General features: G+C 63.7%; 14 protein-coding genes. 11 read left to right on the forward strand and 3 right to left on the reverse strand.

Annotated elements, in window-relative coordinates; all coding sequences use genetic code 11:
- Window positions 1–8: 8 nt before the first annotated feature.
- The 3 genes from PTE30175_RS14625 to PTE30175_RS14635 all read right to left on the reverse strand — a co-directional run bounded on the left by PTE30175_RS14625 (window position 9) and on the right by PTE30175_RS14635 (window position 3385).
- On the reverse strand, window positions 9–869 hold the full coding sequence (locus PTE30175_RS14625; RefSeq protein ID WP_338044453.1) for a carbohydrate ABC transporter permease: 861 nt from the start codon (window positions 867–869) through the stop codon (window positions 9–11).
- 71 nt (window positions 870–940) lie between these two features.
- Window positions 941–1966, reverse strand: coding sequence for an ABC transporter ATP-binding protein (locus PTE30175_RS14630; protein ID WP_150697786.1), 1026 nt, complete (start codon window positions 1964–1966; stop codon window positions 941–943).
- 27 nt (window positions 1967–1993) lie between these two features.
- Window positions 1994–3385 (reverse strand): ABC transporter substrate-binding protein, encoded by a 1392-nt coding sequence (locus PTE30175_RS14635; RefSeq protein WP_150697787.1) that lies wholly within the window; start codon window positions 3383–3385, stop codon window positions 1994–1996.
- Window positions 3386–3630: 245 nt separating this feature from the next.
- Between PTE30175_RS14635 and PTE30175_RS14640 the strand changes: the two genes are divergently transcribed.
- The 11 genes from PTE30175_RS14640 to PTE30175_RS14690 all read left to right on the forward strand — a co-directional run bounded on the left by PTE30175_RS14640 (window position 3631) and on the right by PTE30175_RS14690 (window position 16789).
- Window positions 3631–4824, forward strand: a complete 1194-nt coding sequence (locus PTE30175_RS14640; RefSeq protein WP_150697788.1) for a Bcr/CflA family multidrug efflux MFS transporter — start codon at window positions 3631–3633, stop codon at window positions 4822–4824.
- Between the two features lie 463 nt (window positions 4825–5287).
- Window positions 5288–5605, forward strand: coding sequence for a flagellar transcriptional regulator FlhD (gene flhD, locus PTE30175_RS14645; RefSeq protein ID WP_150697789.1), 318 nt, complete (start codon window positions 5288–5290; stop codon window positions 5603–5605).
- 98 nt (window positions 5606–5703) lie between these two features.
- Window positions 5704–6294 (forward strand): flagellar transcriptional regulator FlhC, encoded by a 591-nt coding sequence (gene flhC, locus PTE30175_RS14650; RefSeq protein ID WP_150697790.1) that lies wholly within the window; start codon window positions 5704–5706, stop codon window positions 6292–6294.
- A 165-nt stretch (window positions 6295–6459) separates the two neighbouring features.
- A complete protein-coding gene (motA, locus tag PTE30175_RS14655) occupies window positions 6460–7320 on the forward strand; it encodes a flagellar motor stator protein MotA (RefSeq protein WP_150697791.1) in 861 nt (286 codons plus the stop codon).
- 21 nt (window positions 7321–7341) lie between these two features.
- Window positions 7342–8322: a flagellar motor protein MotB gene (gene motB, locus PTE30175_RS14660; RefSeq protein WP_150697792.1), complete on the forward strand. Its 981-nt coding sequence runs from the start codon at window positions 7342–7344 to the stop codon at window positions 8320–8322.
- Window positions 8323–8335: 13 nt separating this feature from the next.
- A complete protein-coding gene (locus tag PTE30175_RS14665; protein WP_150697793.1) occupies window positions 8336–8722 on the forward strand; it encodes a response regulator in 387 nt (128 codons plus the stop codon).
- 137 nt (window positions 8723–8859) lie between these two features.
- Entirely contained in the window at window positions 8860–11058 is a 2199-nt protein-coding gene (cheA, locus tag PTE30175_RS14670) for a chemotaxis protein CheA (protein ID WP_224788782.1), read from the forward strand.
- Between the two features lie 17 nt (window positions 11059–11075).
- Window positions 11076–11591: a chemotaxis protein CheW gene (locus PTE30175_RS14675; protein ID WP_150697795.1), complete on the forward strand. Its 516-nt coding sequence runs from the start codon at window positions 11076–11078 to the stop codon at window positions 11589–11591.
- A gap of 68 nt (window positions 11592–11659) precedes the next feature.
- A complete protein-coding gene (locus PTE30175_RS29050) occupies window positions 11660–13954 on the forward strand; it encodes a methyl-accepting chemotaxis protein (RefSeq protein ID WP_150697796.1) in 2295 nt (764 codons plus the stop codon).
- Window positions 13955–14014: 60 nt separating this feature from the next.
- Entirely contained in the window at window positions 14015–15763 is a 1749-nt protein-coding gene (locus tag PTE30175_RS14685; RefSeq protein ID WP_150697797.1) for a methyl-accepting chemotaxis protein, read from the forward strand.
- Window positions 15764–15892: 129 nt separating this feature from the next.
- Window positions 15893–16789, forward strand: coding sequence for a CheR family methyltransferase (locus PTE30175_RS14690; RefSeq protein ID WP_420819642.1), 897 nt, complete (start codon window positions 15893–15895; stop codon window positions 16787–16789).
- The last annotated feature ends 2 nt before the right edge of the window (window positions 16790–16791 follow it).

A 16791-nucleotide genomic window follows, 5' to 3' on the forward strand; every position in this document is an offset into this window, starting at 1 on the left:
CGCCCACTTCAGGTGACCTCGGTGCGGCGCGCAATGATCAACAGTACGATCACCACCGCGACCAGCACAGGAAACAGGAACAGCGAAATGGCCGCGCCCCCGGCCAGGTCACCGCCCTGGATGCCGCTGAAGAACGCCAGGCTGGCCAGCATTTGCGTCGTGTCGTACGGGCCGCCGCGAGTCAGCACATAGACGATGATCATATCGGTGAAGGTAAACACGATACCAAACAGCAGGGCCACCAGCATGACGGGCATGACCAGCGGAAGGTTGATGCGGAACAGGTGCCGCCAGAAGCCGGCTCCGTCCATGGCCGCAGCGTCATGGATGTCCTGCGGTATCCCGGCGAGCCCGGCAAGGATGATCACGGTTGCCAGCGGCAGCAGGCGCCATACGTCCACCAGGATCACCGACAGCATGGCCAGGTCCGGTTGCCCCAGCCAGATGGGCCAGGTCTGCGGCCCCAGCAGCCTCAGGGCGCGCAGCGACCAGTTGATGATGCTGTACACGGGGTCGAAGATCCATAACCAGCCGATGGTGCCGAGCGAAATGGGCGCCACCCACGGCAGCAGGATCAGCAGCCGTACAAGCCACTTGCCACGGAAATCCTGCATCAGCGCCAACGCCAGTATTTTCGCCAGTATCACCACCATGAACTGGGAGACGCCGGTGAACACCAGCGAATTGCGCAGCGAGCGCCAGAAGGTGTCGTTTTCCAGGACGCGCCGAAAATTCTCCATGCCGACGAAATGCAGGGTGCGGCTACCGACCGAGGCGTCTGTCAGGCTGTAATAGATCGACAGCAGGAAGGGCACCCCGACCAGCAGCACAATGTAGATGATCGCGGGCGCCAGCATCACGCGGCCCATCCACAGGTCGCTGCCGAGACGGGGTCTTTCGGACCGGCGCTCCGAAGGGCGCACCGGAAGGTGGACGTGCATCATGCGGGCCCCAGGCTTGCCCCGGATGCAGGATCGAAACGCTTCAGGTCGCGCCGGCGCACCACGAAATCGTGCCGGGTGCCGGTCTCGATCGGTATGCCCACCGTACAGGGGATACGGGCGATGACCTTCGCCGGCGGTAAGGGCGCGCACAGCACCCCGTACACCATGCGGTCCGACCCCAGGTTTTCGATACGGGTCACGTCGAACGTGAAGGTGTGCACCGCCTCGTCCGCCGCATACGCCGCGCGCGGCAGAAAGTGTTCGGGTCGGAAGCCCGTCACGACGTGGTCGGACGTCACCAGATTCATCGAGGGTGATCCGATAAACGTGGCGACAAACAGATCGGCGGGGCGCTGGTACACGTCTTCGGGCGTACCCAGCTGATGGATCCGGCCGTGATCGAGAATGGCGATGCGGTCCCCCAGACCCAGCGCCTCGATCTGGTCATGGGTGACATAAATGGTCGTTGTCGCCAACTGCCGCTGGAAATGTTGCAACTCGTCGCGCGCCGAGGTGCGCAGCTTGGCATCGAGATTCGACAACGGCTCGTCGAGCAGGAACACGGCCGGCTCGCGAACCACCGCGCGCGCCAGCGCCACCCGTTGCCGTTCGCCACCGGAGAGCTGACGCGGTTTGCGTGCGAGCAGATGACCGATGCCGAACAGCTGCGCCGCCCAGTCCACCTTCTTGCGGATCGCGTCGCGCGGCAAGTGCTGGACCTGCAACGGGAACGCGATGTTCTCGAACACCGTGAGATGGGGATACAGCGCGTAACTCTGGAACACCATCGCCATGTTGCGCGCGCCGGGCGGCAATCCCGTCACCACCCGGGCATCCACCAGCACGTCGCCGGACGTGGGCGCTTCGAGTCCGGCGATGAGCCGCAGCAAGGTTGTCTTGCCTGACCCCGAGGGCCCCAGTAACACCAGGAATTCCGCATCCCGCGCACGCAGGTCAACACCGTCCACGGCATTGGTGCTGTCGAAGCGCTTGATCAGTGAGCGAACTTCTACGGTCGCCATGGTGTCCCGGATGCCAGTCCCCCGCGGTTACAACAAACCTTTTTCGTGCCATTTCGCGAAAATTCGCCGGCATGCAGTGTCCGCCGCCTTGATCGCGTTTTCAGGTGTCTCGGTGCCCGTGGCCGCTTTGGCGAACATGGTGTTCAGCACCCAGGTGTTGAAGATTTCGTCGATGGCGGCGTTGGCGTAGCCGGGGTAGCCGACGTTGGTGGCTTGATTCATCAGGGCGCCAAGCACTTTGTATTTGTCATGCGGCTGGGCCTTGGCGTCATTGGCGATCAGCTGTGCCAGGTCGGGCACCGTACTGGGGAAGCAGGGGAAATTGTAGAACTGGCTCCCCAGGAACCCCTGCCGGAAGTTATCGATGTAATCCACCAGGAATTGCTTGGCGCCATCGATGTTTTCGGCAAACTTCCAGATGACATAGCAATCCATCACATGCTCCATGCCGATGCGCCGCACCGGACCCTGCAGCGCCTGGGTGAGCCAGATGTTGGGCGTCACGGGAATATTCTTGTTTTCTCCTTCCCGGGTGATGGAGATGGCATTCAGGCACAACGAGATCGTGCCCGCCAGCATGGCACGATTATTGGACGAAGGATCCCACGCCAGGACTTCGGGCGTCATGGTGTCCTGATACAGGGCTTTGACGAACTTCACCGCCTCTAGCGTCTGCTTCGAATTCAGGATCACGCTGCCGTACGCATCCTGCACGGAGCCGCCGAAGGCGAAAAGGATGGTCCGCATCGCCATGGCCGTATCGAGTTCGGCGGAAAGGCCGATGCCGACGGGAATGTTGTGTTTTTGCTTGATCTTGCGCCCGGCGGTCAATACGTCATCCCACGTATCGGGCGGGCGCATGCCGATATCGTCCCACAGGTCCTTGCGATAGTTGATCGGGTCGGGCACAAAACTGTCCGAAAAGCCGAAGTACTTCTTCGTCTTCGGGTTGTAGGTGCTCTTGACCGCGAGTTCCACCGGCTTGCCATGCTTGCGCTGGCATTCCTCGTAGATTTCGCGGTGGTCGATCACCTGCTCTTCGTACACCGGGGGCGGCGACAGGAACATGAACAGGTCATGGCCCCGCTGGGCCGACACTTCAGCCGCCGCACGCGTGTTCAACGCCGGGATGCCGACATGATCCACGATCACGTCGGTATCGTGTTTCTGCCCCCATTCCTTGACGTAGGTGCCGTCGAACCACGTGTCGTACGCCGGCACGAAGTGATTCCATTGAAGTATTTTCAATGTCCGTTTCGCGGCACGCGCCTCGGTCGGCATGATGAACGGGCTGAGGCCCGCAGCAAGGCCGGCTGCGCCGGTGGCCCGAATGAAGCGGCGCCTGCTGGCGTCGGCCGAAGCGGAAGTCCTGGTGGCAGCATCCAGACAGGGCGTATTTTTTTTGACGTCGTTTGCCATGGCTGTCTCCTTTGGAGAGCGCGGTCGGGTTTCGTCTCGCGTAAAAGGCAATCACCCGATCTCCTTTGATATTAGAAGTTGGTGGTATATAAGGCAAGACGGTGGGGAGCGCGTTCCGGCCAGTGCGCGCGCCGGTCCAGCGGGTTGTGACGCGCGCGCCCTACGGGATACGCCGTACCCTTGCGCCCGATGCCGTATATCATTCGGGATTACCCCCGCGCTCGTTGACGCGTCACTCCGCTCGAATGCCTGCCCATTATTTCCGCACTGTCTTCATACTCGGCATCCTGTCGGCGATCGGCTCGCTGTCGATCGACATGTACCTGCCCGCGCTGCCCAGCATCGCGCGCGAGCTGAACACGAACGCTTCGGCCGTTCAGCTGACGCTTGCCTCATTTTTCATCGGCCTCGGTGTTGGTCAGCTGGTCCACGGACCGCTCGCCGATCGTTTTGGCCGCAAGCGGCCGCTCTATGTGGGGTTGGCCGTCTACACGCTCGCCTCCGCGGGCTGTGCGCTGGCCGTCAACATCGAGATGCTGATCGGCTTCCGTTTGCTGCAGGCGCTTGGCGGCTGCGCGTGTTTCGTCATCGCCCGTGCCATGACGCGCGATCTGTTCGACACCCAAACGGCCGCGCGCGTGTTCTCGCGCATGACCCTCATCATGGGCGCCGCCCCGATTCTCGCGCCGTTGATCGGCGGTCAGATGCTGCTGGTCGTGAGCTGGCGCGCGATTTTCTGGGTGCTGACGGCTTTCGGCGCGCTGTGCTTCTACCTTTCCTGGCGCGGTTTGCCCGAAACCCGCGAGGGCGCGGCGGGCGAACAGCATTGGCTCGCCACGGCTTGGCACAACTACGGCTTTCTGCTGCGCGACCGCGAATTCATGGGCAACGCGCTGGCGGGCGGCGTCGCGCAGGCCGGGATGTTTGCATATATCACCGGTTCTCCGTTCGTCTTCATCGAACTCTATGGCGTGCCGCCATCGAGCTACGGTTGGCTGTTCGGCCTGAATGCCTGCGGCATCATCTTCGGTTCGCAGATCAATGCCCACCTGCTGCGCACGCGCCGCCCGGCCGATGTCTTGCGCAAGACGAATAACCTCGTCGCGATCCTCGGTCTGCTCATGTTGCTGGTCGCGGCCTTCGAAATCGGCAAGCTGCCCGGCCTGATGGTGCTGCTGTTCGCGTACGTCGCCAGTCTGGGTTTTTCCCAGCCGAATGCCATGGCCGAGGCGCTCAACCATCAGCGCGAGCGCGCCGGCGCTGCCGCTGCCTTGCTCGGCGGGCTGCAATTCCTGGCGGCCGCGTGCGCCGGATCGGCCGTGGGTGCGTTGCACGCCAGATCGTCGGTGCCGATGGCCGCCGTGATCGCAATCTGCGGCGTGTTGTCGTGGTGTTTCCACATGGTATTGATCCGTCGCGCCACGCCGCAGGCAGCCTGAGGCGTTACCAAAAGGCGACGATATCTCGACAATCGAGTCATTTTTGGCGACGTGCGCGCCGCAATTGCGCAACTCGCCCCGCCGTCTGTAACAGTTTGTAAAGCTGCTGTTGCAGTCCGCCGGGTGTTGGCAAAGTAGCCTCCAGCGATACTCCCGGCGAGCTCCCCGATTTTTTTCGCCGAAGACTAAAGCGCGGCGTTTTCGGGCCGTAATATGGTCAGACAGTAGAGCAATGCTTTATGACGCTGTCATGAAGTCACACATCCGCAATACGCGATCGTCGCCGTACGCATCGCCGGGGGTGCTTGTCCCTCTCATGTAGGAAAAACACCTACAGGAAATCTCTGATTTTCTTGCGTCCTTCCGTAGTGCCTCTCCGATTTTTTTCTGATTCGCGACGCTCCACAATGCAGGGGTAAAAACGGAGCACTATCGCCAGTCACACATTGCGCCGGGGGGCCGCATGCGAAATAGCGAAACGCTGAACGAGATTCGCGAACTGAATCTCTCTTACCTCGTCCTGGCCCAGCGCCTGATCCGGGAGGACCGCGCCGCCGCGATGTTCCGGCTCGGCGTGTCCGACGAGCTCGCCGACGTTCTCGGCCGCCTCACGCTCGCCCAGCTCGTCAAGCTGGCCGGCTCCAATCAGCTCTTGTGCCGTTTTCGTTTCGACGATCACGTGATCCTGTCGAGCCTCACCCATGGCGCCAAAGACGTGGCGATGCAACAGTCCCACGCCTCGATCCTGCTCGCCGGCCAGCCCGTCGAGCACATCGGCTGACGCTCAGGCGCCTTCGGCTCGCTCGCCAACCCTCCATTGCGCCACTCGCCCGGGCGCAACGCTGAAGCGAGCCTCGTCTCATCGCCAGGATGTCCACCATGCGTACCAAAAGTGTCGTTCTCGAAGCCCGCGAAATTCAGCTGGCCATCGAATTGATCGAACTCGGCGCCCGTCTCCAGTTGCTGGAGGCGGAAACCAGCCTCAGCCGTGATCGGCTCATCAAGCTCTACAAGGAGCTCAAGGGCGTGTCGCCCCCCAAAGGTATGCTGCCGTTCTCGACCGACTGGTTCGTGACGTGGCTGCCCAACATCCATTCGTCGTTGTTCTGCAACATCCACCGGTTCCTCACGCAACACGGTGGCTGCCAAGGTATCGAGGCCGTCGTCAAAAGCTATCGCCTGTACATGGAACACGTCGAACTTAACGCCTGGGAACCCGTGCTCGGCTTTACGCGCGCCTGGACCCTCGTGCGCTTCTTCGAGAGCAAGATGCTGCAGACGACGCCGTGCACCCGGTGCGGCGGCCACTTTGTCACGCATGCCCACGAGCCGCACGGCCAGTACGTCTGCGGCCTGTGCCAACCCCCCTCGCGCGCCGGCAAGACCCGCAAGGCCAAAACCGCCCGCGAAGCCGCCGAAACGCTGATCACCGATCCGCTCACAACCGACGCGGCACCCCTCGCGGCCTGATTGCCACGGAGACCCGCGCCACGCCTTTGAACGATTCATTCGTCGCTTTGAGTCAGGTTTACCCCGGCCTTCATCGCCCTACAGTTTTCATGCCCGCCTGCCGTTAAGTCCCTGTAAGAGGAAGGACTTTTTCCGGCAGACGTAATTCGCGAGAGGTACCCGGCAGTGCTGGTCGTCATTGGTTACATCATCGTTCTGGCGTCAGTCTTCGGCGGCTATGCATTGGCCGGCGGACACATGGCTGCCCTGTTCCAGCCGACCGAGTTGCTGATCATCTTCGGCGCCGGCGTCGGCTCGTTCATCGTCGGCAACAACAACAAGGCCATCAAGTCGACGATGAAAGCCCTGCCGATGCTGCTCAAGGGCTCGAAGTACACCAAAGCGCTCTACATGGAGCTCATGGCGCTTCTGTATGTCCTGCTCGCCAAAGCCCGCAAAGACGGCATGCTTGCCATCGAAGGCGATGTCGAAGACCCCGCCTCGAGCCCCGTTTTCTCGCAATATCCGAAGATTCTCTCCGAACCCCGCATCATGGAGTTCCTGACCGACTATCTGCGCCTCATGGTCAGCGGCAACATGAATGCCTTCGAGATCGAGAACCTGATGGATCACGAAATCGAAACCTATCGCCATGAGGGCGAAGTGCCTGCTCACTGTCTTCAAAAGGTCGGTGACGCCATGCCTGCCTTCGGGATCGTTGCTGCCGTGATGGGCGTTGTCCACACCATGGCTTCGGCCGACCAGCCTCCCGCCGTGCTGGGTGCGCTGATTGCCCAGGCCCTCGTCGGCACATTCCTCGGCATTCTGCTTTCCTACGGCTTCATCTCGCCGTTGGCCCAGTTGGTCGAACACCGTATCAACGAGTCGGTGAAACTCTACGAATGCATCAAGGTGACGCTGCTCGCCAGCCTGAACGGTTACGCGCCGGCATTGTCAGTCGAATTCGGCCGCAAGGTGCTGTTCTCCACGGTGCGTCCGTCCTTCGCCGAGCTCGAAGAACACGTGCGCCAGGTCAAGTCGCGTTGACGGCGCAAGCGGTACGGCACCATGAGTGAGAAAGACGAGCGCCCCATTATCGTGAAACGCCGCGCGGCGGCGAAGCACGGGCATCACGGCGGCGCATGGAAGATTGCCTACGCCGACTTCATGACGGCCATGATGGCGTTCTTCCTGCTGATGTGGCTGCTCAGCTCCGTGAGCAGCAAGGAACTCGCCGGGATCGCGGAATATTTTCGCACGCCGCTCAAGGTCGCCATGATGGGCGGCCGCAACGCCGCCGACAACAGCGGCGTGATTCCCGGCGGCGGCCCCGATACCTCGCGTCCCGACGGCCAGAAGTCGCGCGGCGAAATGAACAAGCCCGCCCGCCCCACGACGGCCGCCGACATGATGGAGCGTACGGACACCGCCCGTTTGCGCGAGCTCAAGGCCCGCATCGAGCGTGTGATTGAGAACAATCCGACGTTGCGGCAGTTTCGCAAGCAGTTGCTCATCGACATGACGACCGAAGGGCTGCGTATCCAGATCGTCGACGATCAGAATCGACCGATGTTTGCGAACGGCAGTGCGCAGGTGCAGCCGTATATGCGCGACATCCTGCGCGAGATCGGCCGCGCGCTCAACGACGTGCCTAATCGTGTCAGCCTGTCCGGCCACACCGACGCAACGCAGTACGCCATGGGCGACAAGAGCTACAGCAACTGGGAGTTGTCGGCGGATCGCGCGAATGCGTCGCGCCGCGAACTGATCGGCGGCGGCATGGATGCCGAGAAGGTGTTGCGCGTCGTGGGCCTGTCTTCGACGCTGCCGCTCGACAAGAAGGATGATTTCAATCCGATCAACCGCCGAATCAGCATCATCGTACTCAATCGGCGTGCCGAAGCGTCCGTGGCCCACGAGGCTGACGAGCCGACGGTCGATACGAATACCGCCGCCGGGTCGGGACGCGAAGCCGTGGCGGCAGCGATAGCGGGGCCCATTCCGCCCGCGCCACCCGCGCCGCCGGCAGCGCCCGCGCCACAGCGGTGAGGCAAGGAGACCTATGAACGCCATACGCAGCAGGATTCTCGCGGTCGACGATTCGGCGTCCATGCGCCAGATCCTGGCGGCCGTGCTCGACGAAGCCGGTTATGCCGTAACGACCGCACGAGATGGTCAGGATGCCTTGACAGTGGCCGCAAACGGCGCGTTCGACCTGGTGCTGACGGACCAGCACATGCCCGGCATGGACGGCCTGTCGCTGATTCGCGCATTGCGCGAACTCGACACCTTCGCCGAGGTGCCGATTCTCGTGCTGACGACGGAGGTCGACGGCGCCTACAAGGATGCGGCGCGTGAAGCGGGCGCGAGCGGTTGGCTCATCAAGCCGGTCGACCCGGGCACGTTGGTGGATGTGGTGGGCTCGCTGGTCGGGGCGCAAGCCGCTTAGGTGACCGGGAACCGGTCCGCATGAGTGAATTGACACGCGGATCTGGCAAGCTCGGCGAAGCGAATGGCTGCATGGGTGCCGCAACGGCGGGATAGGCGCCGCAGCGGCAGGCAAACATAGTTAGGACGGGGAAAACGGTGGATATAACGCAGTTCTACCAGACCTTTTTCGACGAGGCGGAAGAGTTGCTCGCGGAAATGGAGCATCTTTTGCTCGCGCTCGACATTGCTGCGCCGGACAACGAGCAATTGAACGCCATTTTCCGTGCCGCCCACTCCATCAAGGGCGGCGCGGCGACGTTCGGCTTTACCGCGCTGACGGAAACCACGCACTTGCTGGAAAACCTGCTCGACCGGGCACGCCGGGGCGAGCTCCAGCTGCGCACGGAAATGATCGACGCCTTTCTGGAAACAAAAGACGTGCTGCATCAACAATTGAATGCCTACCGCGCCTCCAGTGAACCCGATGCCGAGGCGATGACGCGTATCTGCGCGGTGTTGCAACGCCTCGCCGCTGAAGAAAACGGCGCCGTTCCGGCACCCGCGCCGGTGGTGTCGGCGCCAACGCCTGCGCCCGCTGTCACGCCGGCACCTGCGGCCGCCGGGCCCGCTGCACCTGAGGCTGCCCACGCCGCCGACGGCAGTCCCGCCACGCCCCCGCCAGCCGGGCAGACGCGCCTGAAGGTCACGCTCACCGGTGTGGGCGAGAAGGATCAGGCACTGCTTGCGGAAGAACTGGGCAATCTCGGCACGGTCGCCGGCCGCCGCACGATAGGCGACGCGCTGCAACTGTGGCTCGACACGACCTGTGGCGCGGACGATATCCTCGCCGTGTGCTGCTTCGTGATCGAGCCGTCGCAGATCGACGTGCAGGATGCCACGGCTGCCGCCGTTGCTGCCCCGGAGATTGCCGCGGCGCCCGCCATTGCACCGGCACTTGAATCGGCGCCGCCGGCCGCCGTGGCCGCCGTTGCCGCCGCGTCCATCGAAGTCCCCGCCGCGATGGCGGCTGCCGCCATGCCGAGTGCCGCCGAACCTGCGCCACCGGCCCCGCCGGTTGCCAGCGAGCCGATCCTGATCGCGCCCGCCGCGCCCGCCGCACAAGCCGGCAGCGAGAAACGGGCCGCCGCCCCGGCGGCGAACGCCGGTCATGAAAACACGTCGATTCGCGTCGGCGTCGAGAAAGTCGACCAGCTGATCAACCTTGTCGGCGAACTCGTCATCACGCAAGCCATGCTCGCGCAGACCGCCAGCGGTCTCGATCCGGTCATCCACGACCGTCTGTTCAACGGCATGGGCCAACTGGAGCGCAACGCACGGGATTTGCAGGAAGCCGTGATGTCCATCCGCATGATGCCGATGGACTACGTCTTCTCGCGTTTCCCGCGACTGGTGCGCGATCTCGCCAGCAAGCTCGGCAAGCAGATCGAACTCGTGACGTTCGGCCAGGCCACTGAACTCGACAAGAGCCTGATCGAGCGCATTATCGACCCGCTCACCCACCTCGTGCGCAACAGCCTCGACCACGGCATCGAAACCTCCGAAGCGCGCCTGGCGTCCGGCAAGGACCCGGTCGGCCAACTGGTGCTGTCCGCCGCGCATCAGGGCGGCAACATCGTCATCGAAGTCAGCGACGACGGCGCCGGCCTGCGCCGCGAGAAAATTCTCGCGAAGGCGCAGCAGCAGGGCATGTCCGTGTCCGAATCGATGACGGACGAAGAGGTCTGGCAATTGATCTTCGCTCCGGGATTTTCGACCGCCGATGCGGTCACCGACGTATCGGGCCGCGGCGTCGGCATGGACGTCGTCAAACGAAACATCCAGCAGATGGGCGGCCACGTCGAACTGCTGTCGACGCGCGGCAAGGGCACCACGATCCGCATCGTGCTGCCGCTCACGCTGGCGATTCTGGACGGCATGTCCGTCAAGGTCGGCACGGAAATCTTCATCCTGCCGCTGAACTTCGTCATGGAGTCGCTGCAGCCGCGCAATGACGACATCCGCCCCGTCACCGGCGAGGGCCAGGTCGTACTCGTGCGCGGCGAATACCTGCCGCTTGTGGAGCTGCACCGCGCCTTCGACGTGCCCGAAGCCCGTCTCGATCCCACGCAGGGGATCATCGTCATCCTGCAGGCCGAGGGGCGGCGCTTTGCGTTGCTGGTCGACGAACTGGTCGGCCAACAGCAGGTCGTGGTGAAGAACCTCGAGACCAATTACCGCCGGATTCACGGCATTTCGGCCGCCACCATCATGGGTGACGGCAGTGTGGCGCTGATCGTCGACGTGGCTGCGCTCCAGCGCGGCCAGCGGCAGGCCACCACGACCCTCTTCCACTGATTTGGGGATACGCGCTTATGGACAATTTTCAGCAAGAACAAGCCCTGGCGCGCCAGCAGGCGGCGCTGCACAACGAAGGCGACGGCCAGGAGTTCCTGGTCTTCACGCTCGGCGAGGAAGAGTACGGCATCGACATCCTGAAGGTGCAGGAAATCCGCGGCTATGACGCGGTGACCCGCATCGCGAACGCCCCCGATTTCATCAAGGGCGTGATCAATCTGCGCGGCATCATCGTGCCGATTGTCGACATGCGCATCAAGTTCCGCCTGGGCCGCGTCGAATACGACACCCAGACGGTCGTCATCATTCTGAACGTGGCGGGCCGCGTGGTCGGCATGGTCGTCGACGGCGTGTCGGACGTGCTTACGCTCGCGCGCGGCGAGATCAAGCCGGCGCCGGAGTTTGGCGCGACGCTGGCCACCGAGTACATCACGGGTCTGGGCACGGTCGAAGGCCGCATGCTGATCCTGATGGACATTGAAAAGCTGATGACCAGCGACGACATGGCGCTGATCGAACGCCTCGCCAGCTGAGCGGCAATACATAGCGAGCCCATCGCCCCCCGACCCATCACGACACCCGGCGGCCCCAGGAGACCCACGTGCGCGACAACCAGCCCGTAACTTCGAACGAATATGTGATCGGTGAGCATCAGTATCTGATTTCGCGCACCGATCTCAAGGGCCGTATCACGTACGCGAATCCGGCCTTCGTGGAAGTCAGCGGGTTTTCGCGCGACGAATTGCTGGGCGCGCCGCACAACATCGTGCGGCATCCAGACATGCCGTCCGAGGCGTTCGCGGATTTGTGGCAGACGTGCCAGCGCGGCGACACGTGGACGGGGCTCGTGAAGAACCGCCGCAAAAACGGCGATTTCTACTGGGTGCTCGCGACAGTTACGCCGACGCTCGATAACGGCCAGGTCATCGGCTATACGTCGGTGCGGGTCAAGCCCGCCGCCGGCTGGACGGCTCAGGCCGACGCGCTATATGCGCGTTTCCGTAACGGCACCGCCGGCAATCTGCGCATTCGCGGCGGACAAGTGCAGGCGGGGGGCGTGGGCGCCGTGTTGCGCAAGTTTCGCCTGCGTACGCTGCGCGCGCGCCTGACCGGGATCATCGTGCTCGGGGCGCTGTTGCTGGCCGGCGTCGGCGGCATCGGGTTGTGGAGCACGTCGAGCAGCAACGACAAGTTATTGTCGGTCTATCAGGGCGGCATGGTGCCTGCCGGCTTGCTCAGCACGATCGGTCAGAAGCTCGATCACGATGTGCTGCTCGTATCCGAAGCGATCGCCAATCCGAATCTCGACGCGATGAAGCGCGCAGGCGACGAGATCGCCAGCAGCCTCGACGACATCAATCGTCAGTGGGGCGCGTACATGAAGATTGTCGACCCCGAGGCGCGAGCGCAGGCGGAGCGCTTCGACGTGATTCGTCAGCGTTTCGTCGCCGAGGGCCTGCAGCAGACGGTGGACATGCTGCGCGCCGGTTCGGCCGAAGGCGCGCAAACGATGTACACGAACGCTGTGAAGCCGGCCTACGGACCGATGCGCGATGAGTTGAACGTGCTGACGCGGCTGGATCTGACGCGAGCGGCTGACCTGTACCAGCAGGCGCAACGCGAACATCAGTGGGTTCGCTGGATCGTCGCCGGCGCCGTGGCCGGCGGCATTGTGCTGTTGTTCGTGCTTGGCAGCATCCTGCGCCGCGCGATCAACCAACCGCTGCGCGTGGCGTTGTCGCTGTCCAGGCAAATCGCCGCGGGCGATTTGACGGCCAAGGTCGACGGTAATACGCAGGACGAAATCGGTCAGCTGCTGTTCGGGTTGGGCGTGATGAAGAACAGCCTGTTGTCGATCGTGGCGGACGTCCGCGAAGGGATCGAGTCCATCAATGTCGCGTCCGGCGAGATCGCCGCGGGCAACACTGATCTCTCGGCGCGCACCGAGCAGCAGGCGGCCTCGCTCGAGCAGACCGCGTCGTCGATGGAACAGCTCACGGCGACCGTCAAGCAGAACGCCGACAACGCCAAACAGGCCAGCACGTTGGCGGTGAACGCTTCAGAGATTGCCGCGCGCGGCGGTCAGGTCGTCGGCAATGTGGTCGACACGATGCAGGGCATTTCGACCAGCTCGAACAAGATCGTCGACATCATCAGCGTGATCGAAGGCATTGCCTTCCAGACGAACATTCTCGCGCTCAACGCCGCCGTCGAAGCGGCGCGGGCCGGCGAGCAGGGGCGCGGATTTGCGGTGGTGGCGGGCGAAGTCCGGACCCTGGCGCAGCGCAGCGCCGCGGCGGCGAAGGAAATCAAGGTGCTGATCGAGGACTCGGTCGGCCGCGTCGAGACCGGTTCGACACTCGTGGCGCAAGCCGGCAAGACGATGAATGAGATCGTTCAGGCCGTGCAGCGCGTGACGGACATCATGGGCGAGATTTCGGCGGCGTCGGCGGAGCAGAGCAGCGGCATCGAACAGGTGAACCGCGCCGTGACGCAGATGGACGAAGTGACGCAGCAGAACGCCGCGCTGGTCGAGGAAGCGGCGGCAGCGGCCGGTTCGTTGGAAGAGCAGGCGCATCGGCTGCGCGATGCCGTGTCCGTCTTCCGCGTCGGCGACGCGATCGCCGGTGCGGCAACGCCTTCGGCGGCGGCAGTGGCCCAGCCTCGCCGCCCGGGCCCGTCTGCAATGCACAAGGCATCGCCTCCCGCGGCTGCGCGCAAGCCGGCGAGTGCGCCGGGCGCGGCCACGGCGCGCCCGCGCGCAGCCGCAACGACAGTGCCGCCGAGCGCCGAGACGGCGGCGGCGCATGAAGAGGCGCAGGTTTTGCAGTTGGCGGCACGACGTGGCAAGGCTTTGGCCCCCGCCAGCGACGCCGGTGACTGGGAAGAGTTCTAACGTTGATTTGGCATCGCAAGCCGGGCACGAGCCCGTAATTAAAAAAGGCTAGAGGTCGTTATGTTTAAAAATGTCTCCCTCCGGGCGCGCCTGACCCTGGCGCTCGGCATGTTTATGGCATTGCTGGTCGTGGGCGCTGCTGTGGGCATTCTGTCGTTGCGGCAGGCCAACGGATCGCTGCAGGACATCTACACCAGCGATATGGCGTCGGCGCGCCACCTGTCGCAGACCACCATCTCGACATTGAACGCACGCGCTACGCTCTCGCGCGTCGAGTTCATCGCCGATCCGGCCGAGATCAAGCAAGCCATCGAAAACGTGCGCAACAACCTTGCGAAGGCCGACGACGCGTGGAACGAGTACGCCAAGGTGCCCATGAACGAGGGTGAAAAGCCGCTGGCGGATGCGGTCATCAGCGCCCGTGGCAAGCTCGTGGGCGAAGGCATCCTGCCTGCATTGAAGGCCATCGAATCGGGCGACATTCCGGACTTCCACGCCAAGACGGTGATGGACGTGCCGCGGCTGTTCCGCGAATACACCGCTGCGATGGTGCGGCTGGCGGATCTTCAGACGACCAATGCAAAGCAGCGCTATGAGGCCGCGCAGTCGCGTTATACGACAGTGATCTGGATGGTCGGCATCGGCATGGTGATCGGCCTGTTGATCGGCATCGTCACGCAAATCACGCTCACGCGGGCCATTGTCGGTCCGATCGACGACGCCATCAAGCATTTCGAAAAAATCGCTGGCGGCGACCTGACGCAACGCATCGAAGTCTGGGACACCACGGAAACCGGGCGTCTGTTCCAGGGCGTCAAGCACATGCAGGACAGTCTGGTGCGCACCGTCGCGCAAGTGCGTTCGGGCACGGAGTCGATCACATCGGCGGCGCAGCAGATCGCGGCGGGCAACACGGACCTGTCGGCGCGCACGGAGCAGCAGGCCGCCTCGCTGGAGGAAACGGCGTCGTCGATGGAAGAGCTGACGGCAACGGTCAAGCAGAACGCGGACAACGCGCGTCAGGCAAGCCAATTGGCGGTAAACGCTTCGGACATCGCCGCGCGCGGCGGCGAAGTGGTGGGGCGGGTGGTGGGCACGATGCAGGGCATTTCCACGAGCTCGAACAAGATCGTCGACATCATCAGCGTGATCGACGGCATCGCCTTCCAGACGAACATCCTGGCGCTGAATGCGGCCGTGGAAGCGGCCCGCGCCGGCGAGCAGGGCCGCGGCTTTGCGGTGGTGGCGGGCGAAGTGCGCACGCTGGCGCAACGCAGCGCGGCGGCGGCCAAGGAAATCAAGGAGCTGATCGAAGACTCGGCGCACAAGGTGCATGACGGCTCGCAACTGGTCGAACAAGCCGGCCAGACGATGGAAGAAATCGTGCAGGCGGTCAAGCGCGTGACGGACATCATGGGCGAGATTTCGGCGGCGTCGGCGGAGCAGAGCAGCGGCATCGAACAGGTCAACCGCGCCGTGACGCAGATGGACGAAGTGACGCAGCAAAACGCGGCGCTGGTCGAGGAAGCGGCGGCGGCGGCCGGTTCGCTGGAAGAACAGGCAAGCCGTCTGAAGTCCGTTGTGTCGGTGTTCCGTCTCGATTTTAATCAGTCGAACGCACAAACGAACGCCCCAACGGCCGCACCGGCGGCGGCCCCGGTCCGTGCGGCCCGCCCGGCGGCGGTGGCCAAGCCGGCTGCGGCACCGAAGCGCAAGCCGGCGTCGGCCGCAGCGCCGGCCGCCGCGCAGAGCGCGCCGATGGCCCGTACCGGCACGGATGACGCGGCCGGCGACTGGGAAACGTTTTGATACCGCGCGTTCAACACATGCAAGACGCGCGGTGACGCAGATGGATAAGGTGACGCCGCAGAATGCGGCGCCATCGACGAAACGCGCAAGCGCTTTCGCAACCGGGCGGACATCATGACTGAATCGCGGATGCAGACTGGCAGGACGACGGAGCGGGGAGCCTCCGCTGACGAGCACGCCCGGGCGGCGGCGCTGTCGGGCGAGCGCGACTTCACGTTTACGCTCGCGGATTTCGGGCGCATTCGCACGCTGATCTATCAGCGCGCCGGCATTGCCCTGGCCGAACACAAGCGCGAGATGGTCTACAGCCGCATCGCCCGCCGCCTGCGCGCACTTGGCATCACGAGCTTCACCGAATATCTCGACCGTCTCGAAGCCGACACGGGCGATGGCGAGTGGGAATCGTTCACCAACGCCCTGACGACAAACCTGACGTCGTTCTTCCGCGAATCGCATCATTTCCCGCTGCTCGCGGAATTCGTGCGCACCCGCAGCAAGCCGGTTTCGGTATGGTGCTGCGCCGCCTCGACGGGCGAAGAGCCCTACTCGATCGCGATGACGCTGTCCGATGCGATCGGCCAACGCCCCAATGCGAGCGTGTTGGCGACGGATGTCGACACCCAGGTGCTCGCGCGCGGCGCGGCAGGTGTCTACACCGGCGAGCAGACCGGCAAGCTCACGCCTGAGCAACTGCGCAAGCACTTCTTTCGCGGCACGGGGGCGAACGCGGGAAAGATCAAGATACGACCCGAGGTGCGCAGCCTCGTGACGTTCGAACCGTTGAACCTGCTTGCCCCGTCCTGGCAAATCGGCGGACCGTTCGACGTGATCTTCTGCCGCAACGTCATGATCTACTTCGACAAGGGCACGCAAGCGCGCATTCTGGAGCGCTTTGTGCCGCTGCTGAAGCCGGGCGGCCTGCTTTTCGCGGGGCACTCCGAAAATTTCACGTACGTCAGCCGGGCATTCCGCCTGCGCGGGCAGACCGTCTACGAGCTGGCCGGCGCCGGCCGTCAGGAGGGCTGATC

It is taken from the genome of Pandoraea terrae, assembly GCF_902459695.1.
Classification (GTDB): domain Bacteria; phylum Pseudomonadota; class Gammaproteobacteria; order Burkholderiales; family Burkholderiaceae; genus Pandoraea; species Pandoraea terrae.